28 protein-coding genes, 1 tRNA gene and 1 riboswitch are annotated in these 26410 nt (G+C 62.8%); of the genes, 22 read left to right on the top strand and 7 right to left on the bottom strand.

The features are described from left to right. Positions 1-111: 111 nt before the first annotated feature. Entirely contained in the window at positions 112-546 is a 435-nt protein-coding gene (locus IB262_RS16520; RefSeq protein WP_034802708.1) for a metallopeptidase family protein, read from the top strand. Positions 547-803: 257 nt separating this feature from the next. Here the strand turns inward: IB262_RS16520 and IB262_RS16525 are convergent, their stop codons facing one another. Beyond that, entirely contained in the window at positions 804-1010 is a 207-nt protein-coding gene (locus IB262_RS16525) for a DUF1737 domain-containing protein (RefSeq protein ID WP_034802710.1), read from the bottom strand. Then, on the bottom strand, positions 1007-1912 hold the full coding sequence (locus IB262_RS16530; protein ID WP_112976147.1) for a CoA ester lyase: 906 nt from the start codon (positions 1910-1912) through the stop codon (positions 1007-1009). The genes IB262_RS16525 and IB262_RS16530 overlap by 4 nt, the downstream gene beginning before the upstream one ends. A gap of 125 nt (positions 1913-2037) precedes the next feature. Between IB262_RS16530 and IB262_RS16535 the strand changes: the two genes are divergently transcribed. The 9 genes from IB262_RS16535 to IB262_RS16575 all read left to right on the top strand — a co-directional run bounded on the left by IB262_RS16535 (position 2038) and on the right by IB262_RS16575 (position 9244). Further along, positions 2038-2292 (top strand): hypothetical protein, encoded by a 255-nt coding sequence (locus IB262_RS16535; protein WP_060521435.1) that lies wholly within the window; start codon positions 2038-2040, stop codon positions 2290-2292. A gap of 224 nt (positions 2293-2516) precedes the next feature. Further along, positions 2517-2933, top strand: a complete 417-nt coding sequence (locus IB262_RS16540; protein WP_060586520.1) for a glyoxalase/bleomycin resistance/extradiol dioxygenase family protein — start codon at positions 2517-2519, stop codon at positions 2931-2933. Between the two features lie 155 nt (positions 2934-3088). Next, complete coding sequence (leuD, locus tag IB262_RS16545) at positions 3089-3694, top strand: 3-isopropylmalate dehydratase small subunit (RefSeq protein ID WP_034802725.1); 606 nt, start codon at positions 3089-3091, stop codon at positions 3692-3694. Positions 3695-3703: 9 nt separating this feature from the next. Then, positions 3704-4084 (top strand): RidA family protein, encoded by a 381-nt coding sequence (locus IB262_RS16550; RefSeq protein ID WP_034802728.1) that lies wholly within the window; start codon positions 3704-3706, stop codon positions 4082-4084. Between the two features lie 103 nt (positions 4085-4187). Beyond that, positions 4188-5027, top strand: coding sequence for a MoxR family ATPase (locus IB262_RS16555; protein ID WP_034802731.1), 840 nt, complete (start codon positions 4188-4190; stop codon positions 5025-5027). After that, positions 5024-5467, top strand: a complete 444-nt coding sequence (locus tag IB262_RS16560; protein WP_112976148.1) for an NUDIX domain-containing protein — start codon at positions 5024-5026, stop codon at positions 5465-5467. Before IB262_RS16555 ends, IB262_RS16560 begins: the two co-directional genes overlap by 4 nt. A 241-nt stretch (positions 5468-5708) precedes the next feature. Then, positions 5709-5786: riboswitch (SAM riboswitch) on the top strand. Positions 5787-5847: 61 nt separating this feature from the next. Continuing rightward, complete coding sequence (gene metA / locus IB262_RS16565) at positions 5848-6774, top strand: homoserine O-succinyltransferase (protein WP_034802737.1); 927 nt, start codon at positions 5848-5850, stop codon at positions 6772-6774. A gap of 6 nt (positions 6775-6780) precedes the next feature. Then, positions 6781-7965, top strand: a complete 1185-nt coding sequence (locus IB262_RS16570) for a VWA domain-containing protein (RefSeq protein ID WP_192493700.1) — start codon at positions 6781-6783, stop codon at positions 7963-7965. Between the two features lie 262 nt (positions 7966-8227). After that, positions 8228-9244, top strand: a complete 1017-nt coding sequence (locus tag IB262_RS16575; protein WP_112976150.1) for an aldose epimerase family protein — start codon at positions 8228-8230, stop codon at positions 9242-9244. 166 nt (positions 9245-9410) lie between these two features. Here the strand turns inward: IB262_RS16575 and IB262_RS16580 are convergent. Beyond that, positions 9411-9485, bottom strand: a tRNA-Gly gene (locus IB262_RS16580). 251 nt (positions 9486-9736) lie between these two features. Here IB262_RS16580 and IB262_RS16585 point away from each other — a divergent pair. The 4 genes from IB262_RS16585 to IB262_RS16600 all read left to right on the top strand — a co-directional run bounded on the left by IB262_RS16585 (position 9737) and on the right by IB262_RS16600 (position 12352). Continuing rightward, the gene (locus IB262_RS16585) at positions 9737-10246 is read left to right on the top strand and encodes a prolyl-tRNA synthetase associated domain-containing protein (protein ID WP_192493701.1); all 510 of its coding nucleotides are present in this window, start codon (positions 9737-9739) and stop codon (positions 10244-10246) included. A 58-nt stretch (positions 10247-10304) separates the two neighbouring features. Beyond that, complete coding sequence (gene trxA, locus IB262_RS16590; RefSeq protein WP_034802750.1) at positions 10305-11279, top strand: thioredoxin; 975 nt, start codon at positions 10305-10307, stop codon at positions 11277-11279. A gap of 192 nt (positions 11280-11471) precedes the next feature. Beyond that, the gene (locus IB262_RS16595; RefSeq protein ID WP_034802753.1) at positions 11472-12152 is read left to right on the top strand and encodes an LON peptidase substrate-binding domain-containing protein; all 681 of its coding nucleotides are present in this window, start codon (positions 11472-11474) and stop codon (positions 12150-12152) included. A gap of 11 nt (positions 12153-12163) precedes the next feature. After that, positions 12164-12352, top strand: a complete 189-nt coding sequence (locus tag IB262_RS16600; protein WP_034802755.1) for a Trm112 family protein — start codon at positions 12164-12166, stop codon at positions 12350-12352. A 166-nt stretch (positions 12353-12518) separates the two neighbouring features. Here IB262_RS16600 and IB262_RS16605 read toward each other — a convergent pair whose 3' ends face one another. Continuing rightward, positions 12519-13733, bottom strand: coding sequence for a ubiquinone biosynthesis hydroxylase (locus IB262_RS16605; protein ID WP_112976151.1), 1215 nt, complete (start codon positions 13731-13733; stop codon positions 12519-12521). Between the two features lie 84 nt (positions 13734-13817). On the opposite strand from IB262_RS16605, the gene tesB reads away from it, so the two are divergent. The 7 genes from tesB (at position 13818) to IB262_RS16640 (ending at position 23826) form a co-directional block, all read left to right on the top strand. Continuing rightward, positions 13818-14702: an acyl-CoA thioesterase II gene (gene tesB, locus IB262_RS16610; RefSeq protein ID WP_034802762.1), complete on the top strand. Its 885-nt coding sequence runs from the start codon at positions 13818-13820 to the stop codon at positions 14700-14702. Positions 14703-14936: 234 nt separating this feature from the next. Beyond that, positions 14937-15275, top strand: coding sequence for a P-II family nitrogen regulator (locus IB262_RS16615; protein ID WP_034802765.1), 339 nt, complete (start codon positions 14937-14939; stop codon positions 15273-15275). 28 nt (positions 15276-15303) lie between these two features. Then, positions 15304-16659 carry an ammonium transporter gene (locus IB262_RS16620; RefSeq protein WP_034802768.1) on the top strand — a complete coding sequence of 452 codons (1356 nt, stop codon included), beginning with the start codon at positions 15304-15306 and terminating at the stop codon, positions 16657-16659. Positions 16660-16894: 235 nt separating this feature from the next. Further along, complete coding sequence (locus IB262_RS16625; RefSeq protein ID WP_034802771.1) at positions 16895-19552, top strand: DNA translocase FtsK; 2658 nt, start codon at positions 16895-16897, stop codon at positions 19550-19552. Positions 19553-19758: 206 nt separating this feature from the next. Then, positions 19759-20421 (top strand): outer membrane lipoprotein carrier protein LolA, encoded by a 663-nt coding sequence (locus IB262_RS16630; protein ID WP_034803111.1) that lies wholly within the window; start codon positions 19759-19761, stop codon positions 20419-20421. Positions 20422-20601: 180 nt separating this feature from the next. Then, positions 20602-21408, top strand: coding sequence for an exodeoxyribonuclease III (locus tag IB262_RS16635; protein WP_060611217.1), 807 nt, complete (start codon positions 20602-20604; stop codon positions 21406-21408). 234 nt (positions 21409-21642) lie between these two features. Next, a complete protein-coding gene (locus tag IB262_RS16640) occupies positions 21643-23826 on the top strand; it encodes a TonB-dependent siderophore receptor (RefSeq protein WP_112976153.1) in 2184 nt (727 codons plus the stop codon). A 19-nt stretch (positions 23827-23845) separates the two neighbouring features. On the opposite strand, the gene IB262_RS16645 is transcribed toward IB262_RS16640, so the two are convergent. Together IB262_RS16645 and IB262_RS16650 are read right to left on the bottom strand one after the other, a co-directional pair. Further along, positions 23846-24301, bottom strand: a complete 456-nt coding sequence (locus tag IB262_RS16645) for a cyclic nucleotide-binding domain-containing protein (protein WP_034802780.1) — start codon at positions 24299-24301, stop codon at positions 23846-23848. A gap of 123 nt (positions 24302-24424) precedes the next feature. Next, positions 24425-25108: a response regulator transcription factor gene (locus IB262_RS16650; RefSeq protein WP_034802783.1), complete on the bottom strand. Its 684-nt coding sequence runs from the start codon at positions 25106-25108 to the stop codon at positions 24425-24427. 143 nt (positions 25109-25251) lie between these two features. Between IB262_RS16650 and IB262_RS16655 the strand changes: the two genes are divergently transcribed. Continuing rightward, positions 25252-25800: a L,D-transpeptidase family protein gene (locus IB262_RS16655; protein ID WP_090295264.1), complete on the top strand. Its 549-nt coding sequence runs from the start codon at positions 25252-25254 to the stop codon at positions 25798-25800. 18 nt (positions 25801-25818) lie between these two features. Here IB262_RS16655 and IB262_RS16660 read toward each other — a convergent pair whose 3' ends face one another. Then, positions 25819-26355 carry a histidine phosphatase family protein gene (locus tag IB262_RS16660; protein ID WP_034802788.1) on the bottom strand — a complete coding sequence of 179 codons (537 nt, stop codon included), beginning with the start codon at positions 26353-26355 and terminating at the stop codon, positions 25819-25821. Positions 26356-26410: the final 55 nt, after the last annotated feature.

The following is a 26410-nucleotide window of genomic DNA, read 5'->3' on the forward strand; positions in this document are numbered from 1 at the left end:
AAATGAGTCAACAGCCAATTCTAAGAATTTATTCCTGTCCCTGTGGTCAAGGAATTCAACACTCGAAAAACAAAGGCAAAATCGCTATATGGAGGGCAACAAGGAGTGCCTATGGCCCGCATTGACCAGACCGATGATTGGCGGGAACGCCACGCACCGACGCTTACCACTTTCGAGCAGCTTGCGCTGGAGGCCTATGGCCACCTGCCGCAGGAATTCCGCCAGCTGACGACCGACCTTATCATCGAAGTTGCCGACTTCCCGAGCGACGACGTTTTCGAGGACATGGCGCTGGAAACGCCTTTCGACCTGCTCGGCCTCTTCGAAGGCCGCGGCATCAGCGAACGCTTCACCATGGAAACCGGCCAGTTTCCGAACCGCATCACCCTCTACCGCCGCCCGATCATCGACTATTGGGCGGAGAACGAGGAGACGCTGGGCGACATCATCACCCACGTGCTGATCCACGAGATCGGCCACCATTTCGGCCTCTCCGACGACGACATGGAACGGATCGAGGCCAGCGTCGAGCACGTCGGCGGCTGACACTTCATTTGCCTATCATCGCGCGGTGAGGGCAGCCCCTCATCCGCCTGCCGGCACCTTCTCCCCGCAGGCGGGGCGAAGGAAACTCGCGATACCGTTCGCATCCCAATCGGAGCACGACCGATTCCAGAAAGCAGGCCTCACACGCCGATTGTGAGCATCAACCGCGTCCCCTCGCCCCGCCTGCAGGGAGAGGGTTAGTCCTCGGGCTAAACCCGAGGAGAGGGGCAAACCTGCACGACGGCAAACAGCCTCGACTACTGCTCCGACAGCTTGATATCCGGGGTGTATTCCTTGCCCTCGACCTCCTTCACCACCGCCTGGCCGCACTGCATGTGCTGCGTGTCGGCATTGAAAGCATAGGTGGGCGAGCCATGCAGGCTCCAGCCCTGGTTTAGCGCCGCCGTCACCTTGTGGCAGAAGGAAGCGTCGTCAGGGCCGGTCAGGAAGCGGAAGAGTTTCAAGATCTTGTCTTTCGTTTTTCGATGAGGTCCGCCTTGGCGGCAAGTGTGACGGCCTGGTCCAGATGCAGCCGTTCGACCATCCGACCGCTGAGGTTGATGACGCCCTTGCCGGCGTTTTCGAGCAGCGCAAAGGCGGCGATGATCGCGCGCGCCTCGTCGACGGCGATCTGATCGACGCCGAAGCGCTCGTTCGCCGGGCCGATCTGCGCTGGATGGATCAGCATTTTGCCGTCATAGCCCATGTCGCGGCCCTGCCGGCATTCCTCGTCGAAACCGGCACCATCGCGAAAATCGTTGAACACGGCGTCGATGACATCGAGCCCGCCGCCGCGCGCAGCAAGCAGGATCTGCATCAGCCAGGGGACGAGATAGGGCCGGCCCGGACGATCCGGAACGCCGGTCTCCTTGCGCAGGTCGTTGAGGCCGACGACGAAACAATCGAGCCTGCCACTGAAGGTACGGCCGGCCTCGGCGATTGCCGGCGCGTTGATCACCCCGCGTGGCGTCTCGATCATTGCCCAGAGGCGCAGCGTCTCCGGCGCATCGTTCTCGTCGAGCCAGTCGGCCGCCGCCTGGATATCCGCCGGGCTTTCGACCTTCGGCAACAGGATGGCGTCGGGATTGGCCGCAAGCGCCGCAGCAAGATCGCCCTGACCATAGTCGGAGCCGATCGCATTGATGCGAATGACAATCTCGCAATCCGGCCGGCTTTCCGTCAGATACTGCACCAGCGCCGCACGCGCTTCCACCTTGCGCTCGGGCGCTACCGCATCCTCGAGATCGAAGATCGCGACATCCGTCGCGAGTTCCGGGACCTTGGCAAGCGCGCGGGCATTGTCGGCCGGCACGCAAAGCACCGAGCGGCGCAGGCGTACAGGGTGATGTTCGCTCGATTTGTTCATGCTTCCGTTGTGCCCGCCTTTGCCGCGTTCCGCAAGACGAGGCGAACCGCCGCACCCCTTTCGAAAGCCCGCCTCTTGCAAGTCCGAAGGCGCGCCCCCACATCGCCATCAGAAAGGTGACGATTATGCAAAGCATTCGCTCTGTTCTCTTTACGGCCGCAGCCCTGACCATCACGTTCGCGGCCTTTGTGCTTACCGCCTCGCTGGCGCTGGCACTGGCCGGCATCGCCGCCGTCGTCGTGGTCGGCAGCGCCATTGCCACCCGGCTGAATTTCAGGCCTGCCCGCGCCACCGCGCGCCCCGCTGCCGCAGGTGCGGCCCAGGGCCAGCGCGAGATGCGCATCTGGAACGACGGCCGCGGCACGATCATCGACCTCTGATCCCCCTGGGTGTCGAAATCGATCCCCGGGCGTCGGAATCGATCCCCGGCGATCATTGCAATCGGGCCGATCCGTGATCGGCTCGAACCCTGTTGGCGGACTTCAAAAACCGTCATGCAGCCGGCTGCGATTTTTTTTCGACCCCATGTCGGATCGGAGATTCCATGTCCGTCCTTGAGGCAGGCCAGCACGGTCCTGGCTCTTCGAACAGGATGGAGAACGATATGGATACCCAGACGCAGCAGCCGGCACCGGTCCTCAACGGCCTTCTGCCCTATCTTCAGGTCGATGGCGCCGCCAAGGCGTCCGAATTCTACCAGAGCGCCTTCGGGGCCAAGGAAGTGGGCCGGCACCCGCTCGACGAGCAGGGCCGCACGATGCACATCCACCTCTATGTCAACGGCAGCTCGCTGATGCTCGCCGATGCCTATCCGGAATACGGCCATCCGCTGGAAAAGCCGCAGGCCTTCACCCTGACGCTCACCGTCGACGACATCGATGCCTGGTGGGACCGTGCGGTTGCCGCCGGCACCGAGGTCGTGATGCCGATCGAGGTGATGTTCTGGGGCGACCGCTACGGCCAGCTCCGCGATCCCTTCGGCGTTCTCTGGGCCATGAACAGCCCGGTGAAGGCAAGCTAAGTCCCTGCAGACAATCGAGATCCGGACGAAGCTCTCGCCGGGCGGGCATTTTCACCCGCCCGGCGAAGCGTATTTGAACAGATTTTCCTTCATTTCGGCGCAAAACTCATCTAAACGCTAGCGCAACATTCTTCTGAAATCGAAGGCCTGAAGTTATGGAAAAATTCGTCAAGCTCACCGGTGTCGCCGCCCCCCTCCCCGTCGTCAACATCGACACGGACATGATCATTCCGAAGGACTACCTGAAGACGATCAAGCGCACCGGCCTTGGCAAGGGCCTCTTCGCCGAAGCCCGCTACAATGAAGACGGCTCGGTCAACCCGGACTTCGTGCTCAACAAGCCGGCCTACCAGAACGCCAGCATTCTCGTTGCCGGCGATAACTTCGGCTGCGGCTCCTCGCGCGAGCATGCTCCGTGGGCGCTGCTCGACTTCGGCATCCGCTGCGTGATCTCCACGTCCTTTGCCGACATCTTCTACAACAACTGTTTCAAGAACGGCATCCTGCCGATCGTCGTCAGCCAGGCTGACCTCGACAAGCTGATGGACGACGCCTCGCGCGGCTCCAACGCCATCCTCTCGGTCGACCTGGAATCCCAGGAAATCACCGGTCCGGACGGCGGTTCGGTCAAGTTCGAGGTCGACGCCTTCAAGCGTCACTGCCTCTTGAACGGCCTCGACGACATCGGCCTGACGCTGGAAAAGGCAACCGCCATCGACAGCTTCGAAAAGACGGTCGGCGCCGCGCGCCCCTGGGCTTAAAACGAAGATATGGCGCGCAAGCTCATCTCCTCGGGCTCGCCCTTCGAAAAGACGGCAGGCTATTCGCGTGCCGTCGCGATGGGTGACTGGTGCTTCGTCTCCGGCACGACCGGCTATGACTACGCCACCATGACCATGCCCGAGACGGTGGAAGAGCAGGCGCGCAATTGCCTGAAGACGATCGAGGGCGCGCTGAAGGAAGCGGGCTTCTCGATGAAGGACGTGGTGCGCAACCACTATTACGTCACCGATGCCAGCTTCGCCGACCGGGTGTTCCCGATTTTCGGCGAAGTCTTCGGCGAGATCCGCCCGGCCGCAACCATGATCGTCTGCGACCTGATCCGCCCGGAAATGCTGATCGAGATCGAGGTCACCGCGCTTCGCGGCTGACCCCCTGATTGCGCCCACCCTCAAAACGATTCCGATTTAAGCCATTATGCGATAGTCCATAGGGCATGACTTCGCCTGACTTACGCTGAACCGGAAGACGCCCATGCAATTTCAAGGCACCGCCGACTATATCGCCGACAAGGACCTGATGATCGCCGTCAACGCCGCGATCCGGCTGGAGCGCCCACTGCTGGTCAAGGGCGAGCCCGGCACCGGCAAGACCGAGCTTGCCCGCCAGATCGCTGCCGCACTTGGCCTCGAACTCATCGAATGGAGCGTCAAGTCGACGACCAAGGCACAGCAAGGCCTCTATGAATATGACGCCGTGTCGCGGCTGCGCGACAGCCAGCTCGGCGACGAGCGTGTCAACGAGGTCCGGAACTATATCCGCAAGGGCAAGCTCTGGCAGGCCTTCGAGGCCGATCGCCGCGTGGTGCTTCTGATCGACGAGATAGACAAGGCCGACATCGAGTTTCCGAACGACCTGTTGCAGGAGCTCGACCGCATGGAATTCCATGTCTACGAGACCGGCGAGATGATCGGCGCGCGTCACCGGCCGATCGTCATCATCACCTCCAACAACGAGAAGGAGCTGCCGGACGCGTTTCTGCGCCGCTGCTTCTTCCACTATATCCGCTTCCCCGATGCAGACACGCTCGCCCGCATCGTCGAGGTGCATTATCCCGGCATCCGCAAGACGCTGCTTTCGGCGGCGCTCGCCGCCTTCTACGACATCCGCCAGGTGCCGGGGCTGAAGAAGAAGCCCTCCACGTCAGAGGCGCTCGACTGGATCCGCCTGCTCGTCGCCGACGAGGTCGATCCGGCCGACCTCAGGGCCGATGCCAAGACCATGTTGCCGAAGCTGCACGGTGCGCTCCTGAAGAACGAACAAGACGTGCACCTCTTCGAGCGCCTCGCCTTCATGGCCCGCCGCGACGGATGAGGCCGGACGCGCACAAGGTCTTGATCTACGCCACCTGGCAGGACCGCCTGCTGGTCTTCGACGAGCCGGATTTCCCAGAGATCGAGCTGCAGGTGCCCGGTGGCACGATGGAACCAGGCGAAAGCCCGGAGACATCGGCTCAGCGGGAATTCATCGAGGAAACCGGGCTGACGCCGCCGGAAGCACTCACCCATCTCGTCACGCAGGACTACCGCTACCCGAAGGACGGCAGGACGATCTGTCATCGGCGGCACTACTTCCACATCGCCCTTGCCGGCGAGCAACGGCAGACCTGGATACATCAGGAAATGACGCCCTTTGGCGGCGGTGACCCGATCCGCTTTCGTTTCTTTTGGCTCGGTATCGATCAGGCTGACCGCCGGCTGGGTTATGGCATGCGGGATGCTCTATGCCTGCTGCAGACCAGCCACTCTCCCTGACCCTCTCCCCGCAGGCGGGGAGAGGGGACGAGGACGACGGCTGCCCCCAAGCCGAGACGTGCCGACAGCGAACCCGGCTACCAAGATGGGCCGAACGGCCGCTGAGCTTAACTCGTGGAACGATCGGCTGCGGCAAGGCCACTTCTCCCCGCCAGCGGGGAGAAGTCGCAGCAGCGGGATGAGGGGCAGCCGCCCCCAACGCGAATCGTTTTTCTTGACCCCCGCGGCCCACTCGCGCTATCAAATTCTCCGTGGTGATTTGGCCGGCCGGCTTGCAGCCACGTTAAACAAGTCGCTAAAGGGCCGAGGAAAGTTGGATTTCCGAGGACCGGTCGCGATCAATCGCCGCCGGTTTTTTTGTATTGATCGAGTGGAAGCCCATGCCCATCAAGATTCCCGATACGCTGCCCGCCTTCGAAACCCTCGCGCATGAGGGCGTGCGGGTGATGACCGAGACCGTGGCGATCCGTCAGGATATCCGCCCGCTCCAGATCGGGCTCCTGAACCTCATGCCGAACAAGATCAAGACAGAGATCCAGATGGCGCGCCTGATCGGCGCTTCGCCGCTGCAGGTGGAACTGTCGCTGGTGCGCATCGGCGCGCACCGCGCCAAGAACACCTCGGAAGATCACCTGCTCTCCTTCTACGAGACCTGGGAAGAAGTGCAGGGCCGCAAGTTCGACGGTTTCATCATCACCGGCGCCCCGGTCGAGACGCTCGAATACGAAGACGTCACCTATTGGGACGAGCTGAAGCGCATCCTCGACTGGACCGAGACCAACGTGCATTCGACGCTCAACGTCTGCTGGGGCGCGATGGCGGCAATCTATCACTTCCACGACGTGCCGAAGTATCCGCTGAAGGAAAAAGCCTTCGGCGTCTATCGTCACCAGAACCTCAACCGCTCCTCCGTCTATCTCAACGGCTTCTCCGACGATTTCGCCGTCCCCGTTTCGCGCTGGACCGAAGTGCGCCGCGCCGACATCGACAAGGTGCCGAGCCTCGAAATCCTGATGGAATCGAAGGAGATGGGCGTCTGCCTCGTGCACGAGAAAAAGGGCAACCGGCTCTACATGTTCAACCACGTGGAGTATGATTCGACCTCGCTGTCGGACGAATACTTCCGCGACGTGGATGCGGGCGTGCCGATCAAGATGCCGCACGACTACTTCCCGCACAACGATTCGACCCTGCCGCCGCAGAACCGCTGGCGCAGCCATGCACATCTCTTCTTCGGCAACTGGATCAACGAGATGTACCAGACGACGCCCTACGATCTCGCGGAGATCGGCACCGGGAAAAGCTGAGGTCAGATGTTCATTCCCTTCTTCCTCGAACTCAAGGCAGCGAAGGTCCCGGTCACGCTCCGGGAATTCCTGTCCTTGATCGAGGGGATGGAGGCGGGCATCGCCACCTTCGACGTCGAAGCCTTCTACTATCTGGCGCGCACGGCACTGGTGAAGGACGAACGCCATATCGACCGCTTCGACCGGGTGTTCCAGCACTGCTTTTCGGGTCTCGAAGCAGTCAACCCGATGGAAGCGAGCGAAGAGGCCGTCATCCCCGAGGATTGGCTGCGCAAGCTCGCAGAGAAGCATCTGAGCGAGGAAGAAAAACGCCTGATCGAGGCACTCGGCGGCTTCGACAAGCTGATGGAGACCTTGCGCCAGCGGCTGCAGGAGCAAAAGGGCCGCCATCAGGGCGGCTCAAAATGGATCGGTACCGCCGGCACCTCGCCCTTCGGCGCCTATGGCTACAATCCCGAGGGTGTACGGATCGGCCAGGACCAGTCGCGCCACCGCCGCGCCGTCAAGGTTTGGGACCGGCGCGAGTTCAAGGATTATGACGACACGATCGAGCTCGGCACGCGCAACATCAAAGTGGCCCTGAAGCGGCTCCGGCGCTGGGTGCGCCAGGGTGCCGCCGACGAACTCGACCTCTCCGGCACGATCCGCGCCACCGCCGAACACGGCTATCTCGACGGGGTGACGAGGCCGGAACGCCGCAATGCGGTGAAGCTTCTGATGTTCTTCGATATCGGCGGATCGATGGACGATCATATCCGCATCGTCGAGGAGTTGTTTTCAGCGGCTCGCAACGAGTTCCGCCATATGGAGCATTTCTACTTCCACAATTGCGTCTACGAGGGCCTGTGGAAGGACAATCGCCGCCGCCGTGTCGACATTACCCGTACGACGGAAGTGCTGCGCACCTACGGCGGCGACTATCGCGCCATCTTCGTCGGCGACGCTTCGATGAGCCCCTATGAAATCAGCCACCCCGGCGGCTCGGTGGAGCACTGGAACGACGAGGCGGGCGCCCTCTGGCTCTCTCGTCTGACGGCACATTTTCCGCGCTCCATCTGGCTCAATCCCGTGCCCGAACAGCACTGGGGCTATACCCAGTCGATCACGATGGTGAAGGGCCTGTTCGAGGGACGAATGTTCCCCTTGACGCTCGCCGGCCTGCAGGAGGCCACCAAGCAGCTGTCGCGCTGACATGTCTGCCGAGAGGTCGCTATAGCACCTTGAATAGCTGGATGTTTTGCTCTCAGGCCGGAGACGGCGCCAGGCCGCATTTAGTATGATTTTCTGGTTGCCGTGCCTTTGGAAATGACGCAGGTTGCTGCGATCGCACCGTTGCATGTTTCCCTGGATCCTAACCGAGCCAAGGACAAAACATGCAGCAATTCAAAAGTGTACGGCGACCTTTGTGCGTCTGGGGAGACGCGCAGCGCTGTAGTGGGAGCCAGCGGTGAATATGCATCAGAACACGGAAATCTTCGGCCACCTGCCATCCGGCGAGCCGGTCCATCGTGTGGTGCTCTCCGGTGGCGGCCTCACCGCCCATGTCTTGACCTGGGGCTCGGTGATCCAGGACCTTCGCCTAGAAGGCCATGAGCCGCCGCTTGTGCTCGGTTTCACCGATCTCGAAAGCTACCTCGCCCACTCGCCCTATCTCGGCGCCACGCCTGGACGCTGCGCCAATCGCATCGGCAACGGCCGCTTCACGCTCGATGGCGAGGCCTACCAGCTCGAACTGAACGAGAAGGGCGTCACGCATCTGCACGGCGGCAGCGACAATATCGGCAAGCGCAACTGGACGATCGTAAAGCAGACGCCCGACAGCATCACGCTCGCCATTACCGACCCGGATGGCCGCGCCGGTTATCCCGGCAATTGCAAGGTCACCTGCACCTACCAGCTGAAGCCCGGCGGCGTCTTGAGCGTCGTCTACGAGAGCGAAACCGACCGAGCGACGCTCGCCAATGTCTGCCAGCACAGCTATTTCAATCTCGACGGCAGCGCCGACGCCCTCGGCCACGACATCATGATCGCTGCCGACCACTATCTGCCCACCAGCGAACACCAGGTGCCGACGGGCGAGATCCGCCCGGTCGAGGGCACTGCCTTCGATCTGCGGGAAATGACGCGGCTCAGCCGCCAGACCGAAGGCGAGCGTATCGCCTACGACCACAATTTCTGCCTTTCGAACGAACGCATGGCGAAACATTCGGTGGCGCTAGCTCGCAGCATCGATTCGGGTGTCACGATGGAAGTGCTGACGACCGAGCCCGGCGTGCAGCTCTATACCGGCGCAAAGCTGAACATCCCCGTCCCCGGCCTCGAGGGCCGCCGTTACGGCGCCTTTGCCGGCTTCTGTCTCGAAACCCAGATCTGGCCGGATGCGGCCAACCACGCCGGCTTCCCGAACGCGGTACTTCGCCCCGGCGAGATCCGCCGGCAGGAGACGGACTACGTGTTCATGAAGAGCTGAGCGCGGAAACGGCGACCGGCTTTACCAACAAAGGCAAAATGCAAAAGGAGCCGTCTCGGCGGTCCGAACCACATGGTGCGGACGGCACTATCGGCGCATGGAATGCCTGACGGCAAATGCCGTTTCATTCCAGAAATGACTGTGAAATGAAGTGGTTGGGAGAAATTGGAGCGGGTGAGGCGATTCGAACGCCCGACCCCAACCTTGGCAAGGTTGTGCTCTACCCCTGAGCTACACCCGCTCATCATCCAAGGTCCGGGGGTAGTCGGTGGACCGTGGCGTCGGCGCTGTCTTGCGGCGACGGGCGGTATATGGCCTAAGCGATTTTGGAATGCAACAGGGAAATGACGAGAAATCGAATATTTTTTTGGACACCCTTCGCAAAGCCCGGAAATGCCGCGTTTTCGGCCGGCTTCGCCGCCTGTGAGATTGCGTCCTGACGGCCTTCTCCCCTAAAGCAGAGACGAAACGAACGCCCTGGGGATGAGAATCATGCGTGAATCACAGCCGAAAACCGCCGAAGACCTCTTCAATTTTCTCGATGGACTTGGAATCGAGCATAAGACGAAGAACCACGCTCCGGTTTTCACCGTGGCCGAATCGGTGGCGCTTCGTGACGAGATGCCCGGTGGCCACACGAAAAACCTCTTCGTGACGGACAAGAAGGACAACTATTTCCTGCTCACCGTCGAGGAGCACGCGACGGTGGACCTGAAGACCGTGCACCAGGTGATCGGCGCGGCAAGCAAGGTATCCTTCGGCAAGCCGGAGAAGCTGATGGAGTATCTCGGCGTCATTCCGGGGGCCGTAACCGCCTTCGGCGCGATCAACGACACCGGGGGCAACGTCAAGGTCATCCTCGACGAGGCGCTGATGACGTTCGATATCGTCAACTGCCACCCGCTTTCCAACGACGCAACGACCTCGATCGCTTCGAAGGATCTGTTGCGCTTCATGGAAGCGACCGGACACGAACCGCTTGTCTTGAAAGTCACGGCCTGACATACGATCTTTGGCGCGAATGCAGTAAGCTGGCGGACGAGCCGGCGAGGAGAGAAGAATGACGGGCAGCGACAATCCCTATGCAGGGTCTTTCGGCACTCAGATGACGGCTTCGGCCTCCTTCGGCCAGCCGGCGCCGGCGGCCGCGTCGGGCGGTGACCTGATCAAGGAAACCACCACTGCCAACTTCACCAAGGACGTGCTCGAAGCCTCCAGGCAGCAGCCCGTTCTCGTCGATTTCTGGGCGCCCTGGTGCGGTCCCTGCAAGCAGCTGACCCCTGTCATCGAAAAGGTGGTCACGGAAGCCGCAGGCCGCGTCAAGCTCGTCAAGATGAACATCGACGATCATCCCTCGATCGCCGGCCAGCTCGGCATCCAGTCGATCCCGGCCGTCATCGCCTTCGTCGGCGGTCGCCCGGTCGACGGTTTCATGGGCGCAGTTCCGGAAAGCCAGATCAAGCAGTTCATCGAAAAGATCGCCGGCCCCGCCGTTGACGACAGCAAGGCCGAGATCGAGGCGGTTCTCGCCGACGCCAAGGCGCTCATCGATGCCGGCGATGCCGAGAACGCCGCCGGCCTCTATGGCGCCGTGCTGCAGGCCGACCCGGAAAATGTCTTGGCGATCGCCGGCATGGTCGATTGCATGATCGCGCTCGGCCAGCTTGCCGAGGCCCGCGAGGCGCTGTCCAGCCTGCCGGAAGATCTTGCCAAGGATGCCGGCATTGCCGCCATCGGCAAAAAGCTCGACCAGATCGAGGAAGCCCGCAAGCTCGGCGATCCCAACGAGTTCGAACGGCGCCTCGCCGCAAACCCCGATGATCACGAGGCGCGCGTGCTGCTCGCCAAGATCCGCAACGTCGAGGGCGACCGGATGGCTGCGGCCGACCATCTGCTCACGATCATGAAGCGCGACCGGGCTTACGACGACGACGGCGCGCGGCGCGAGCTGCTTTCGTTCTTCGAGGTCTGGGGCCCGAAGGATCCGGCAACCATCGCCGCCCGACGCAAGCTCTCGTCGATCCTGTTCTCCTGAGCCGTCAGACATGTTTTTGAAAGGGGCGCTATCTGCGCCCCTTTTCGTAAGCGGATCCGATCACGATCCATCTTCACCTGTGAAGATCGACGGGCTCGTCCCTTGAGATTTTCAAGCAGCGCACCATCTTTTGATCTGGTTGACCACGCTTCCTTGGCGGGGCAAAGCGAATACCGGCAGGGTCTATCGGAAATGCACGTCGGAAATGCACGCTATCTCGGTCCGAAGGACTTGCCGGAGATCATTCCGGTGTTTCCGCTGACCGGTGCATTGCTGCTTCCCGGCGCCCAGCTTCCCCTCAACATCTTCGAGCCGCGCTACCTCGCGATGCTCGATGACGCCCTTTCCGGCAACCGCCTGATCGGCATCGTACAGCCGTCCTTCTGCGAGGGTCGCAACGACACCGCCACCGGACCGATGCAGGCGCTCTGTGAGGTCGGCTGCATTGGTCGCATCACCTCCTTTGCCGAGACCGGCGACGGCCGCTACATCACCTCGCTCACAGGCGTCTGCCGCTACCGGCTGTTTTCGGAAGTCGGGGGCACCCGCGGCTACCGTCGCTTCCGTATCGGCCCCTTTGCGGCAGACCTCGAAAACCGCGACGACGAGACCCTCGTCGACCGGGCAGCGCTTCTGGCCGCCTTCAAGGCCTATCTCGAAGCCAACAAGCTGAAAGCCGACTGGGAAAGCGTCGAGCGGGCGAGCAACCGCACGCTCGTGAACTCCATGGCGATGATGTCGCCCTATGGCCCGGCGGAGAAACAGGCGCTGCTCGAGGCCCCCGATCTCAAGACCCGCGCCGAAACCCTGATCGCCATCACCGAAATCGTGCTTGCGCGCGACTTCGGCGATATGGACAGCATTTTGCAGTGAGCAACGGATAGATGGATATCAACGCCAGCAAGGTCGATCCGAAACTGCTCGAACTGCTCGTCTGCCCGCTGACCAAGGGACGCCTCAGCTATCACGCCGAAGCCAATGAACTGATCTCGGAAAAGGCGCGCCTCGCCTATCCCATCCGCGACGGCGTACCGATCATGCTGATCTCGGAAGCACGCAAGATCGAGGATTGAGGGCCGCGTCGGCCCGTTACCCGTACAGTTCTCGACTGCCCCTCATCCGGCCTGCCGGCCACCTTCTCCCCGCAAACGCAGCGAGGCGTCCCCTCTCCCATCCTGCGAGGAGAGGGCTAGTCCTCGGGTTTAACCCGAGGAGAGGGGCAACCCCAGCCGTAAAGCCTCAGATCGGCTGACCCGACAACAACCGCGGATCGGTCTCCCCGGCAATACCGGCCGCCTGGCGGATAAAGAAGCTCTTGAGAGACGGCAGCCGGTCGACGAGGCCCAGGCCGAAATCCCGGGCGATCCGGACCGGGGTGATGTCGTTGGAAAACAGCCGGTTGAGCACGTCGGTCGTAACACCCATGCGGAACGTGTCGAAACGCCGCCAGCTCTGGTAGCGCTCAAGCACCGCGAGCGAACCGATGTCGAGCCCGAGACGATCCGCCTCGACGATGGTTTCGGCAAGTGCTGCCACATCCTTGAAGCCGAGATTGAGCCCTTGCCCCGAGATCGGGTGAATGCCATGGGCGGCGTCACCGGCAAGCGCGAAGCGTGGTTTGACGAAATCGCGGGCAATCGTCAGGCCGAGCGGAAAGGCCCGCCGTCCGCCGACCACCTTCAGGTGACCAAGCTTGTGGCCGAAGCGGCGCTCCAGTTCTTCCTCGAACAGGAAATCGTCGCCCTTGACCAGGCGTTCGGCGTCCTCGGTGCGCTCGGTCCAGACCAGTGACGAGCGATTGTTCTTGAGCGGCAGGGTGGCGAAAGGCCCGGCCGGCAGGAAATGCTCCTCCGCCGTGCCCTCGTGCGGCCGCTCGTGCTCGACGGTGGTGACGATGCCGGACTGGCCATAGTCGAATTCGACGGTCTTGATGCCGGCGGCATCGCGCAGCTTGGAGCGCACGCCGTCACAGGCAACAAGCAACCGTGCTTCGAGTTCCTCGCCACCGGCGAGCGTCACGGCGACCGCGTGGTCGCCGCTCTTGAAGCTCTCGACCATGGTCGACTGGCGATTGACCACGCCGAGCGCCGCGCAGGCACCGCGCAGTGCGCCGACCATCGCCGTGTTAGGCACCATATGGGCAAACGGACGACCCTCGCCGCCGTCACCGTCGAAGGTCAGGAACACAGGCCGCACCGGATCGGCCGCCTTCGAATCGGTAATCACCATGCGGCGGATCGGCTCGGCCTCCGGCGCGATCTCATCCCAGACGCCAAGCACGTCGAGCATGCGCTCGGCCGCGGACGCAACGGCGGAAGCGCGCTGGTCCTTCTTCCAGGCGCCTTCCGGCGCGCCGTCGATCACCATCACGTCGAGATGAGGCGCCGCCTTCTTCAGCGAAACCGCGAGCGAAAGGCCGACATAGCCGCCACCGGCAATCAAGACATCGAGCATCGGCTTTCTCCGTCGCACTTGAGCATCGTTTTATGTCTATATAGATCAATGCCATCGACGTTCCTACCATCGGAGAAAGCCGAAATGTCGCGCCCCACCGAGACCGCCACCCCCATGGATGCGCTGCTGGCCATTCTCGATCTCGAAAAGCTCGAGGAAAACCTGTTCCGCGGCCGTAGCCCGCAGGTCGGCTGGCAGCGTGTCTTCGGCGGCCAGGTGATCGGCCAAGCGCTGGTCGCCGCGCAGCGAACCGTTGATGAGGGGCGTTACGTGCATTCGCTGCACGCCTATTTCATGCGGCCGGGCGATCCTTCCGTACCTATCATCTACGAGGTAGATCGCATCCGCGACGGTTCGAGCTTCGCCACCAGGCGGGTGGTCGCCATCCAGCATGGCAAGGCGATCTTCTCCATGTCCGCCTCGTTCCAGTACGACGAGGACGGTTTCGACCACCAGATCGACATGCCTGATCTCGCCATGCCCGAGACGCTTCCGGGCGAACAGGAGCTGAAGGAAAAGTTTCTCGTCCACGCGCCCGAAGCAATCCGGCGCTATTGGGAAAGGCCGCGGCCGATCGAGATCCGGCCGGCGTCGCTGCAGCACTATTTTACCCGCAACGACGGCAAGCCGATCCAGGATGTCTGGGTCAAGGCCGTCGGCACGGTTCCGGACGAGCGCCATATCCAGGCAGCGATCCTTGCCTATCTCTCCGACATGACCCTGCTCGACACCTCGCTCTATGCGCACGGCACTTCGGTCTTCGACCGGAACCTGCAGGTGGCGAGCCTGGATCACGCCATGTGGTTCCACCGCCCCTGCAAGATGGACGACTGGCTGCTCTATACCCAGGACAGTCCGAGTGCGCATGGTGCCCGCGGGATGACCAGAGGCAGCCTTTTTACGCGTTCCGGTGTGCTGATCGCCTCCGTCGCCCAGGAAGGGCTGATCCGGAAAAAGGCATCTGAATAGGAAATAAGCAGAATCTTCGTTCTGCCTATTTTTTAATCTTCTAAAGTGACGATTTTTTGATGCGCCGCAGCAATCGTGCTGCGGCTTTCTTTTTTTCTATTTGTTTTCATTACCTTAAGTCGAGCGTCAGAATCTGGCACGCCCCTTGAATGTCGTGGTTCGGTTGCACGGCGCTCTGGCGCTCCGCAGCAAGGAGAGACGGCCTCCGCCGGAGGCGAACAAGGATGAAACCAGATGAAAATTGTGATGGCCATTATCAAGCCGTTCAAGCTCGATGAGGTTCGCGAAGCCCTCACTGCTGTCGGCATCCAGGGCCTGACCGTGACCGAAGTCAAAGGCTACGGCCGCCAGAAGGGACATACCGAAATCTACCGCGGTACCGAATATGCCGTGAGCTTCCTGCCGAAACTGAAGGTCGAGATCGCCGTTCCTTCAGAACTCGTCGACAAGGCCGTTGAAGCGATCGCCGCAGCCGCCAAGACCGGCCAGATCGGCGACGGAAAGATCTTCGTCTACGCCATTGACCATGCGGTGCGCATCCGCACCGGCGAAACCGATTCAGAAGCGTTGTAAACCACGCCGTTCAGGGAGCACTACCTCGATGTCATCACTTAAGCTTTCCACCTCTCTTGGACGCCTGGGCGCAATGACCGCCGCCCTGCTTGCGCCGGCCGTGGCCTTCGCGCAGGAAGCGGCACCGGCGGCGGCCGCAGCCGTACCGGTGCCGGACAAGGCCGATACCGCCTTCATGTTCATCTCGACGCTTCTCGTCTTCTTCATGCTGATCCCGGGCCTCGCGCTGTTCTACGGCGGCCTGGTGCGCGCCAAGAACATGCTGTCGGTGCTGATGCAGTGCACCGTGATCGGCGCAACGATGATGATCGTCTGGGTCGTCTACGGTTACTCCTTCGCCTTCGGCGGCTCGACCAGCCCCTATTTCGGCGGCTTCGCCAAGATGTTCCTCGCCGGCGTCACCACTGAGAGCACGTCGGCCACCTTCTCGGAAGGCGTCGTCATTCCGGAATACATCTTCATGCTGTTCCAGATGACCTTCGCGGCACTGACCCCGGCGCTGATCGTCGGCGCCTTTGCCGAGCGCATCAAGTTCTCCGCAGCCGTGCTCTTCTCGGTACTCTGGGCGACCTTCGTCTACTTCCCGATAGCCCACATGGTCTGGGACGGCAACGGCCTGCTCTTCGGCATGGGCGCGCTTGACTTCGCCGGCGGCACCGTCGTTCACATCAATGCCGGCGTGGCTGGCCTGATCGGCGCGATCATGGTCGGCAAGCGCACCGGCTACGGCCGCGACATGATGGCACCGCACTCCATGACGCTGACGCTGGTTGGCGCTGCCATGCTCTGGTTCGGCTGGTTCGGCTTCAACGCCGGCTCAAACCTCGAAGCCTCGGGCGGCGCCATGCTCGCGACCGTCAACACCTTCCTTGCAACCGCAGCCGCCATTCTCTCCTGGTCGGCCGTCGAAACCTTCACCCGCGGCAAGGCCTCGATGCTGGGCGCCGCCTCGGGCATGATCGCCGGTCTCGTCGCCATCACGCCCGCCGCCGGCATTGCCGGCCCGATGGGCGCGATCGTCATGGGCGTGCTCGTCTCGCCGCTCTGCTACTTCTTCGTCTCTGTCGTGAAGAACAAGTTCCACTATGACGACACGGCAGACGTCTTCGGCGTCCACGGCGTCGGCGGCTTCTTCGGTGCGCTTGCCACCGGCATCTTCGCCTCCTCGTCGCTCGGCGGCATCGGTTATGCCGACGGCGTCACCATGGGCGGCCAGTTCATGACCCAGCTGACCGCGGTTGCCATCACCATCGTCTGGTGCGGCGTCGTCTCCGTCATCCTCTACAAGCTGGTGGACTCGATCGTCGGCCTGCGCGTCTCCGTCGAAGCCGAACGCGAGGGCCTCGACCTCTCGTCGCACGGTGAAGCCGCCTACCACAGCTAAGCGGATCGCGGCGCCGGCAATCCGGCGCCGCCTACAGTCCCGTCGCGATCCGCCCCACGCGGATCGCCCTTGGCCCGGATCGGAAGCTCCGGGCCTTTTTCGTCCCGATCGGTCCGGCTGCGACTGCTATTTTAGCGCCAACTACGCATGGTTAATGTCGCATTAACCGTACACCGCTTAGGTTGATTCCATGGCGCGCAATGCGCCGTGAAGATCGAGACGGGCAGCAGGCAACATGAGCAGAAGCAATCCGGCAGCGCTTGACAGCCGTTCCAACCGGTTCGTGCTAACCACCTTCGTTTGGCGACAGATCGCGTCGCTGGCGGGCTTTGCGCTGTTCGGCGCATTGGCGCTGGCCGTCGCAGCGCTCTCGACATGGAACGTCGCCGATCCCAGCTTCTCCTACGCCACGTCACAAGCGCCGACCAACGTGCTCGGTTACACGGGTGCTGCCTTTGCCGACATCTTCATGCAGTTCTTCGGGCTGGCCAGCGTCGTCGCCCTCCTGCCGGCCGTCGCCTGGGCCCTGGTGCTGATCGGCGGCAAACGTTTCGACAAGGTCTTCAAGCGCCTCGGCCTCTGGTTCGTCGGCTCGGTGCTTGCCGGCGCAGCACTCAGCTGTGTTCCCGCCCCCATCACCTGGCCGCTGCCCAACGGCCTTGGAGGCGTCTTCGGCGACATGATCCTGCGCTTCCCCGCGCTCTTTACCGGCGCCTTCCCGACCGGCACGCTTGCGACCATTCTTGCCTGCATCTTCGCCGTCCCCGCCGCCTGGTGCCTGGTCTATAGCGCCGGCCTGATCGGCGTCAGCGACGAGGAGGAGGAAGAGGAAATTGCCGAGCCGACGCCGAGCAAGGCGCGCACCGTGCGCGACGAACTGGACGAGGACGACAGCGAAGGCCCCTTCACCCTGCTGATGGGCTCCTTCGCCCATATGCGCTACACCATGCACGCGCGCATGCGCCGCATTTTCGGCATGAGCGGCACCCGAGCCACGCCCAAGCGCCAGTACGACGAACCCTATGATTTCAACAACGACGAGTTCGGCACACTGAACGAGCCCGCCCGGCCGAAGCCGATGGCCGCCGGCGACCGCATCGAGCCCTCGCTCGACCGCTCCGAGCGCCGCATCCTCACCCCGCCGCCGATCATGGCCGACGACGAGGACGACGATCTGCCCTTCGACATCGACGAGCGCCGCCCCGCCGGCATTCTGCCCGACGACGAAGACTACGATGCAGCCGCCGACTGGGCGCCGAAGGCGGCACCGCCGAAGCAGGGCCTGCCCAAGGGCGGCTCGCGCGTTTCGACGCCTGCTCCTCGCCCGAAGACGGGCCAGCGCGTCGAGCGCGAAGCCCAGCGCTCCTTCGTCGACGACAACGATGGCGACTTCACGCTGCCGCCGATGCATTTCCTTGCCGAGCCGAAAAACGTCGGCCGCGACGCCTCGCTGTCGCCCGATGCGCTGGAGCAGAACGCCCGCATGCTCGAAGGCGTGCTTGAAGATTTCGGCGTCAAGGGCGAGATCATCCACGTTCGCCCTGGCCCGGTCGTTACCCTCTACGAACTGGAACCGGCACCGGGCATCAAGTCCTCCCGCGTCATCGGCCTTGCCGACGATATCGCCCGCTCGATGAGCGCGATCGCGGCTCGCGTCGCCGTCGTTCCCGGCCGCAACGCCATCGGCATCGAACTGCCGAACCAGCGGCGCGAAACCGTCTATCTGCGCGAACTCATCGGCTCGCGCGATTTCGAGACCTCCAAGGCCCGCCTTGCCATGGCGCTCGGCAAGACGATCGGCGGCGAGCCCGTCGTCGCCGATCTCGCCAAGATGCCGCATCTGCTCGTCGCCGGCACCACCGGTTCGGGCAAATCGGTCGCGATCAATACCATGATCCTGTCGCTGCTCTATCGGCTGAGCCCCGATCAGTGCCGCCTGATCATGATCGACCCGAAGATGCTCGAACTTTCCGTCTATGACGGCATCCCGCACCTGCTTTCGCCGGTTGTGACCGACCCCAAGAAGGCGGTCGTCGCACTGAAGTGGACGGTGCGCGAGATGGAAGAGCGCTACAAGAAGATGTCGAAGATCGGCGTGCGCAACATCGACGGCTTCAACAGCCGCGTCGAGCAGGCGCTTGCCAAGGGCGAACAGATCACCCGCACGGTGCAGACCGGCTTCGACCGCCAGACCGGCGAAGCCATGTACGAGACGGAAGAATTCGATCTGGCGCCGATGCCCTACATCGTCGTCATCATCGACGAAATGGCCGACCTGATGATGGTCGCCGGCAAGGACATCGAGGGCGCCGTGCAGCGGCTCGCCCAGATGGCCCGCGCCGCCGGCATCCATGTCATCATGGCGACGCAGCGCCCCTCGGTCGACGTCATCACCGGCACGATCAAGGCCAACTTCCCGACCCGCATCTCGTTCCAGGTGACCTCGAAGATCGACAGCCGCACCATCCTTGGCGAACAGGGCGCCGAACAGCTGCTCGGCATGGGCGACATGCTCTACATGGCCGGCGGCGGCCGCATCCAGCGCGTCCACGGCCCCTTCGTCTCCGACACCGAGGTCGAAGAGGTCGTCGCCTACCTGAAGACGCAAGGCGTACCGCAATATCTCGATGCCATCACCGAGGATGACGACGAGGATGGCGAGGGCGGCGGCCCGGCCGGCACCTCCAATCTCGCCGATTCCGACGATCCTTACGACCAGGCGGTTGCGGTCGTCCTGCGCGACGGCAAGGCCTCCACTTCCTACGTGCAGCGTCGCCTCGGGATCGGTTACAATCGTGCCGCATCGCTGATCGAGCGCATGGAGCAGGAAGGCATCATCGGCCCGGCGAACCACGCCGGCAAACGCGAGATCCTCGTTCCGACCGAAGAGTAAGTCACCGGACGACAGGGCAATTCCCGCAGATTCGCGTGAGGCGAATGCATTGATAGAAAAGACGCCCGGCGGATGCGGGCAGAGGCCCTGCATAAAGGGCCAAACCGGTAACAGTCATGTGAGAGCGCGAGCGAAAAAGCTCGAAAATGGCGCCTTGAAGGCGCCGCACTTGCGCTCCAGATGATTCGTAAATGAAGGAGACCGAGATGACAGAGACTAAGACTGGCGAGCGCAACCACCCGGTGATGTCGCGCCGCCTCTTCGTGTGCGGGCTTGCGGCACTTGGCGGCATCGGCGGCACCGGTCTCGACCTCGGCCAGGCCTTCGCCCAGGCCCCGAGCGCTGCCCAGAAGATCGCCGACCATTTCTCCTCGGTGAAGACCATGGCCGGCGAATTCGTCCAGTTCGGCCCGCGCGGCGAGCAGACCGGCGGCAAATTCTATATCCGCCGCCCCGGCCGCATCCGCTTCAACTACGAGGCCCCCTCGCCGATGCGCGTCATCGCCGACGGCAAGTCCGTCGTCATCGGCAACATGAAGCTCAAGACCTGGGACATCTATCCGCTGTCGAAGACTCCGCTCAACCTGCTGCTCAGCGAGAGGATCGACCTGACCGGCAAGATGGTGCGCGACGTCAAGGAAGAGTCCGACCTCATCACCATCGTGCTTGGCGACCGTTCGATCTTCGGCGATTCGACCATCACCATGATGTTCGACCCGAAGACCTACGATCTGCGCCAGTGGACCATCACCGACGCGCAGAAGAAGGACACCTCGGTCATGATCTTCAATGTCAAGACCGGTATGGCGCTGGACGACAAGGTCTTCCAGATCCCCTATGACGAGGTCCGCAACAAGCGCGGCGGCTGAGCGACATCATGCGCCAAGCCGACCTTCGCGCGTCCATAGGACGCGCGGTTTTTAGTGCGGCCTCGTTCAGGCATTCCTTGTCCCGGCGCGCCGGACCTGCTTAAAGCTCGGGTCAAACATCCATCCCGAGCCGGCCTTCCCTTCGCGAGCGTCCGGCCCCAGCCGATCAGGGAATGACGCATGGCCCTTTCCGTCGCCACTTGGAACATCAACTCCGTTCGCCTGCGCATGCCGCTGGTCGAGCATCTGCTGCAGACCTGGCAGCCTGACATCCTCTGCCTGCAGGAAACCAAGTGCCCGAACGACCAGTTTCCGTCCAAGCCCCTGAAGGCGCTCGGCTACAATCATATCGAGATGCACGGCCAGAAGGGCTATCACGGCGTGGCGACGATCTCGCGCCTGCCGCTGCATGAACTTAGCGATCGCCGCGACTATTGCGGCATCGGCGACGCCCGCCATCTCTCGGTCGTTTTCGAGGCCGGCGGCAAGAAGATCCGGCTGCATAATTTCTACGTGCCTGCCGGCGGCGACGAGCCGGACCGCACCATCAATCCGAAATTCGGCCACAAGCTCGATTTCGTCGAGGAGATGAAGCTGCTGCACGCCGAAGCCGAGGCCGGCATTTCCTCGATCCTCGTCGGCGACCTCAATATCGCGCCGCTGGAAGACGACGTCTGGTCGCACAAGCAGCTCCTGAAGATCGTCAGCCATACGCCGGTCGAAACCGAGGGGCTGACCACGGTCATGAACGGCGGCGGCTGGGTCGACCTGATGCGCCAGCACACGCCATCCCCGACCAAGCTCTACACCTGGTGGAGCTACCGGGCGAAGGACTGGGAAGCTGCCGACCGTGGCCGCCGGCTCGACCATATCTGGTCGTCCGCCGACCTCGCGCCGGCGCTCAAGAACGTCGATATCCTGCGGGAAGCGCGCGGCTGGGAGCGCCCCTCAGACCACGTGCCCGTCATCGCGCACTTCGACATCTAGGACGTCATTTTCTGGGCGGCGGCACGCGCCTTCGGCGCCCGCTGTTCCATCAAGAAAAACATGACTAAAAGAATCATATTTTTCTTGATGCGCATTTCCAAACGGACTATCCCTCTTGTCGGGCGGCGGGGACACCGCCTCCGATGGCCGCTCAGCCGTCGTTTTCACTGATATTCGGGTGCTTTGCTCTGGCTTTGGCCGGAGGTTTTTCGTGCGCCCGCAAGAGGGCCAGAGATGCCAAAGACCTTGCCGACCACCTTCCTGCGCGCCTCGCGCCGCGCGCTGTCCGCAACCACCGTGCTCGCCGCAAGCGCTGTCGCCGTGATCCTTTCGCCGACAGCGACCCATGCGCAATCGGCCGAAAGCCAGAAGACCACCCGTCTGGAAAAGATCGAAGCGACGGCCGGCAAGGCAGCTGCGACGATCGCCGAGGATAACGACACGATCGTGCCGACACGCAACGTCTCGGCGCTGAAGACCGACACGCCGCTGATCGAAACGCCCCGCTCGGTCTCGGTGGTCACGCGCAAGGAGCTCGAAGAACGCGGCGTGCAGGACATGATCCAGGCAACGCGTTATGCCGCCGGCGTCACGACCGGCGCCTTCGGCTTCGATCCGCGTTTCGACCAGATCTATATCCGCGGCTTCGAGACGACGACGACCGGCGATTTCCGTGACGGCCTGCGCCAGCCCTACATGAACTACGGCACCTTCCCGACGGAGGTCTACGGCCTCGAGCGGATCGAGATCCTGAAAGGTCCGGTCTCGGTCATGTACGGTGCTGCCGGCGCCGGCGGCATCGTCAACCGCATCTCGAAGATGCCCGAGGAGGAGCCCCACCGCGAGGTCGAGCTGCAATATGGCACGATCGGTCGCGCCCAGGCCGCCTTCGATGTCGGCGGGCCGGTAACGGCTGACGGCGACGTCCTCTATCGCATCGTCGGGCTTCTGCGAAACGGCGAGACCAACTACGACGTTGCCGACGATCGTTACCTGCTGCAGCCCTCCTTCACCTGGAAGCCGGACGAAGGCACGTCGCTGACGGTCTACGGCCTGGGGCAGAAGGGCGAAAGCGACGCCAGCCCGCGGGTGCTCGAGCATGACGGCCGGCTGCTGCGCTACAGCGACCCGGACTATGACTACCAGAAGGTCGGCCAGGTCCAGGCCGGTTACAAGTTCGAGCACGAGTTCGACAACGGCCTGACCTTCCGCCAGCACGGCCGCGTCAGCGATCTGGACCTCAAGGCCCGTTACCTGCAGTTCGGGACGGAGGTCGCGCCCGGCGTCTTTGACCGCTCACCCGTCGCCATCAAGGACGACCAGCGCGCCTACCAGATCGACAACCAGCTCGAAGCCAACTTCGACACCGGTGCGGCCTCGCACACGCTGCTGACCGGCCTCGATTACACCTGGATCACCTCGGACTTCGGCCTCGGCTTCGGCGCCGTCGATCCGGCCTATCGCTTCGATCTCAACAACCCGACCTTCGGCGCCGGCGGTCCGACGCCAGCACTTACCAGCTTCAGCGGGCGGGACCTTCGGCAGACGGGCATCTATGTCCAGGATCAGCTGGAGGTAGGCAACTGGCGCGCCGTTGGTGGCCTTCGCTACGACTGGGTCGACCAGACCAGCACCAACAAAAACACCGGCGTCGTCGATCGCAAGGACGATGGCGAACTCACCGGGCAGGCCGGTCTGCTCTACCTCTTCGACAACGGCATCGCGCCCTATGCCAGCTACAGCACCTCCTTCGTGCCGCGCACAGAGCTTTCGGCCGATGGCCGCGTGCTCGATCCGACGACCGGCGAGCAGGTCGAACTGGGCGTGAAGTACCATCCGGAAGGCGAAGCCTATTCACTGAGCGCGGCCTATTACCGGATCGTCGAAAGCGGCGCGCCGCAATACGTGTCCGACCCGTCCCTTCCCGTCGGCTACTACTACAAGTCGGCCGGCGAGGTGACGACCAATGGTTTCGAGGTGGAAGGACGCCGGGAGTTCAACAACGGCCTGAGCTTCATCGCCGCCTATAACTACAACGACGCTGAAATCACCGGAAACGTCGATCCGTCGCTGATCGGCAACGTGCCGTCGACGAAGCCGCGCCATGTCGCATCGCTGTGGGTGAACTATCTTTTGCCCGAAGACACGCAGCTTGCGGGCCTCAGCCTCGGCGGCGGCGTACGGCTGGCGTCAAGCTCCTACACGTCCGATGCCAACACCGCCAAGAACGGTGGCGCCGTCTACTTCGACGCCTCGATCGCCTACGACTTCGGCGTCAAGAACCCCGAACTCGACGGACTGTCGCTCGCCGTCAGCGCTACCAATCTCGGCGATCGCCGCGAAGAGGTCTGCACCGATGGCTACTGCTATTTCGGCCAGGGCCGCACCGTGCTCGGCTCGCTGAAGTATCGGTGGTAGCGGGAAACCGTAGCGCGGTTCAAGCAAAACGGCCGGCGAGCGCGCCGGCCCGGCGGATCATCGCCTGCAGGTTTTCGCGGATGCGCGCTTCGACGAGCTCGGCCACTTCAGGATATTCCTCCAGCATGCGGCGGAAGAGCGGCCGATTGATGCGAATGACTTCGCTGTCTTCCTCGGCCGTTGCCGTGAACTTACGCTCGACCATCGAGATCAGCGCCAGTTCCGACAGAAGCGCTCCGCGGCTGACGGTCGAGACCGTCGTCTCAGAACCGTCGAAACCCGCCTTCGACAGGGACAAGCTGCCGCTGGCGATCGCATAGGCGCAGTCGGCCGGCGCCCCCTCGCGAAACAGCTCCTGTCCCTTGAAGATGCGGCGCCGCTCCGCGCCGAAGGCGATCAGCCTCAGCTTGTCCTCGCTGATATCGGCAAACAGCGGCACGTTGGACAGAAGCACGATATCGTCGTTGAGCGCCAAGCGGCTAACCTCCCACGGTCACGCCAGTGCCGGTCCCGATGGACCGGATCGCGCACGCGACCCATGCAAACAACAGTCTACGGAGAACGCGCGAGAAGTGGTTTGCCACCCTGCGTACCCCAGCTACGGAACGATCTTGTAGCCGCCGTTCTCTGTCACCAAAATCTCGGCATTGGAAGGGTCCCGCTCGATTTTCTGGCGCAGACGATAGACGTGGGTTTCGAGCGTGTGGGTGGTCACGCCGGAATTGTAGCCCCAGACTTCTTCCAAGAGCACGTCGCGCGTCACCACCTTCTGGTCGGCGCGGTAGAGATAGCGGATGATCGCCGCTTCCTTTTCGGTAAGCCGGATCTTCTGGCCGTTTTCGAGCGTCAGCAGCTTCTGGCTCGGCTTGAACGTGTAGGGCCCGACGCTGAAGGTTGCGTCCTCGCTCTGCTCGTGCTGGCGCAGCTGCGCCCGGATGCGGGCGAGCAGTACGGCGAAACGGAACGGCTTCGTCACATAATCGTTGGCGCCAGCCTCAAGGCCGAGAATCGTATCGGAATCGGTGTCGTGGCCGGTCAGCATGATGATCGGCGCCTTGAAGCCGCCCTTGCGCAGCAGCTTCACCGCTTCGCGACCGTCCATGTCCGGCAGGCCGACATCCATGATCAACAGGTCCACCTGCTGGGCACGCGCCGTCTGGATGCCCTTGCCGGCAGTCGCTTCCTGGATGAGGTCGAATTCCTCGTAGAGCGAGAGCTGCTCGACCAGGGTCTCGCGCAGGTCATTGTCGTCATCGACAAGAAGAATGGTACGGGTCGCCATGGGACAATTCCTGTTTGCTTCCGTTTTCAAACTAGCTCAAATGCCTGTGTTGGCAAGCGAACCAGCGTTGCTACCTCTTTATATCCGTAACCGTGCTTATGGTGCCCCCCAAATCACGGGCAAAGCAAAAATCCGTGAGAATGATGCTCAAGAAAACGTCGGGAAGAAGACCAGCCAAATCTGTCATCACCGTGCGCGCCGCACCGCGCGATCGCAAGCGAGCACTTGTCTCGTTCGACGGCCGCGTCGAGCACGCCGCCATCGGGCGAAGCGGCATTACCAGCCTGAAGCGCGAGGGCGATGGCGCCACGCCACGCGCCGCGATGAAGCTGATCGGCGGCTATGTCAGGCGCGACCGCCTCCTCCTGCCGCCGACGCCGCTGCCGACCCGGACGACGCGCACGGGCATGCTGTGGTGCGACGCGACACGCCACGCGCTCTACAATCGCCCGGTCAAGGCACCCTTCCAGCCGAGCCATGAGGAGTTGATGCGTGACGACGGGCTCTACGACATCTGCCTGGTGATGGACTGGAACCTGCTCGCGCGCCGGCGAAATGCCGGTTCGGCGATCTTCTTTCACCTGATCCGGCCGGGCTACGAGCCGACGCAGGGCTGCGTCGCCGTCAGCCTGCCGGCGATGCGTCGGCTGATCCCGCATATGCGCCGCGGCACCGTCGTGAAGGTAATCTGACCTCGACGTCCGATCGGCTCAATCGAGCGAACGCGGCGTCACGAAGCGCGCGAGTCTGGCCCCGCCGGACAGAAGCTCACGCCAGCCAGTCGCTTCGAATTCAAGGACGGCAAGCGCCGCCGTCGGAAACTTGTCCGCCATGCGCATACGAAGATCCGCGTCGCCGGAACCGACGAGCTCGTGCGCCAGGTCCTCCATGCCGGGATTGTGGCCGACGATCAGCAGCGTCCTGATGGCCGGGTCGGTTGCACGAAGCACGCTGAGGATCTGGGCGGCCTCCACCTCATAGATCGCCCGGGTGTTTTCGACCGTGATGCCGGGCGGCAAGGCAGCGGCTACCAGTGTCCAGGTCTCCTGCGCCCGTTTCGCGGTCGAGACGAGGGCGAGATCCGGCACGAGCGCATGCCGAGCCATATAGCCCCCCATCAGTGGCGCCGCCTTGCGGCCTCGCTCGCCGAGCGGTCGGTTGATGTCGGCAACGCCGTCCGGCCAGGCGGACTTGGCATGGCGCAACAGCAGCAGACGGTAGCGTTGCACAGGCAGATCGTCGCTCATCCCATCGTTCTCCCCAATGTGCCTCGGCCCGCACAGCTTAACCCATTTCAGGCGC

The organism is Ensifer sp. ENS02, assembly GCF_014851885.1.
Lineage (GTDB): Bacteria > Pseudomonadota > Alphaproteobacteria > Rhizobiales > Rhizobiaceae > Ensifer > Ensifer adhaerens.

Excerpts from the sequence above, each read along its gene's own strand:
- tesB (WP_034802762.1), top strand. The coding sequence starts at position 13,818 with ATGTCGCGCCCCACCGAGACCGCCACCCCCATGGATGCGCTGCTGGCC.
- IB262_RS16585 (WP_192493701.1), top strand. The coding sequence starts at position 9,737 with ATGCGTGAATCACAGCCGAAAACCGCCGAAGACCTCTTCAATTTTCTC.
- IB262_RS16595 (WP_034802753.1), top strand. The coding sequence starts at position 11,472 with ATGCACGTCGGAAATGCACGCTATCTCGGTCCGAAGGACTTGCCGGAG.
- leuD (WP_034802725.1), top strand. The coding sequence starts at position 3,089 with ATGGAAAAATTCGTCAAGCTCACCGGTGTCGCCGCCCCCCTCCCCGTC.
- IB262_RS16550 (WP_034802728.1), top strand. The coding sequence starts at position 3,704 with ATGGCGCGCAAGCTCATCTCCTCGGGCTCGCCCTTCGAAAAGACGGCA.
- IB262_RS16540 (WP_060586520.1), top strand. The coding sequence starts at position 2,517 with ATGGATACCCAGACGCAGCAGCCGGCACCGGTCCTCAACGGCCTTCTG.
- IB262_RS16650 (WP_034802783.1), bottom strand. The coding sequence starts at position 25,108 with ATGGCGACCCGTACCATTCTTCTTGTCGATGACGACAATGACCTGCGC.
- IB262_RS16570 (WP_192493700.1), top strand. The coding sequence starts at position 6,781 with ATGTTCATTCCCTTCTTCCTCGAACTCAAGGCAGCGAAGGTCCCGGTC.
- IB262_RS16605 (WP_112976151.1), bottom strand. The coding sequence starts at position 13,733 with ATGCTCGATGTCTTGATTGCCGGTGGCGGCTATGTCGGCCTTTCGCTC.
- IB262_RS16535 (WP_060521435.1), top strand. The coding sequence starts at position 2,038 with ATGCAAAGCATTCGCTCTGTTCTCTTTACGGCCGCAGCCCTGACCATC.
- IB262_RS16660 (WP_034802788.1), bottom strand. The coding sequence starts at position 26,355 with ATGAGCGACGATCTGCCTGTGCAACGCTACCGTCTGCTGCTGTTGCGC.
- IB262_RS16575 (WP_112976150.1), top strand. The coding sequence starts at position 8,228 with ATGCATCAGAACACGGAAATCTTCGGCCACCTGCCATCCGGCGAGCCG.
- IB262_RS16555 (WP_034802731.1), top strand. The coding sequence starts at position 4,188 with ATGCAATTTCAAGGCACCGCCGACTATATCGCCGACAAGGACCTGATG.
- IB262_RS16625 (WP_034802771.1), top strand. The coding sequence starts at position 16,895 with ATGAGCAGAAGCAATCCGGCAGCGCTTGACAGCCGTTCCAACCGGTTC.
- IB262_RS16640 (WP_112976153.1), top strand. The coding sequence starts at position 21,643 with ATGCCAAAGACCTTGCCGACCACCTTCCTGCGCGCCTCGCGCCGCGCG.
- IB262_RS16600 (WP_034802755.1), top strand. The coding sequence starts at position 12,164 with ATGGATATCAACGCCAGCAAGGTCGATCCGAAACTGCTCGAACTGCTC.
- IB262_RS16630 (WP_034803111.1), top strand. The coding sequence starts at position 19,759 with ATGACAGAGACTAAGACTGGCGAGCGCAACCACCCGGTGATGTCGCGC.
- IB262_RS16655 (WP_090295264.1), top strand. The coding sequence starts at position 25,252 with ATGCTCAAGAAAACGTCGGGAAGAAGACCAGCCAAATCTGTCATCACC.
- trxA (WP_034802750.1), top strand. The coding sequence starts at position 10,305 with ATGACGGGCAGCGACAATCCCTATGCAGGGTCTTTCGGCACTCAGATG.
- IB262_RS16635 (WP_060611217.1), top strand. The coding sequence starts at position 20,602 with ATGGCCCTTTCCGTCGCCACTTGGAACATCAACTCCGTTCGCCTGCGC.
- IB262_RS16620 (WP_034802768.1), top strand. The coding sequence starts at position 15,304 with ATGTCATCACTTAAGCTTTCCACCTCTCTTGGACGCCTGGGCGCAATG.
- IB262_RS16530 (WP_112976147.1), bottom strand. The coding sequence starts at position 1,912 with ATGAACAAATCGAGCGAACATCACCCTGTACGCCTGCGCCGCTCGGTG.
- IB262_RS16615 (WP_034802765.1), top strand. The coding sequence starts at position 14,937 with ATGAAAATTGTGATGGCCATTATCAAGCCGTTCAAGCTCGATGAGGTT.
- IB262_RS16560 (WP_112976148.1), top strand. The coding sequence starts at position 5,024 with ATGAGGCCGGACGCGCACAAGGTCTTGATCTACGCCACCTGGCAGGAC.
- metA (WP_034802737.1), top strand. The coding sequence starts at position 5,848 with ATGCCCATCAAGATTCCCGATACGCTGCCCGCCTTCGAAACCCTCGCG.
- IB262_RS16520 (WP_034802708.1), top strand. The coding sequence starts at position 112 with ATGGCCCGCATTGACCAGACCGATGATTGGCGGGAACGCCACGCACCG.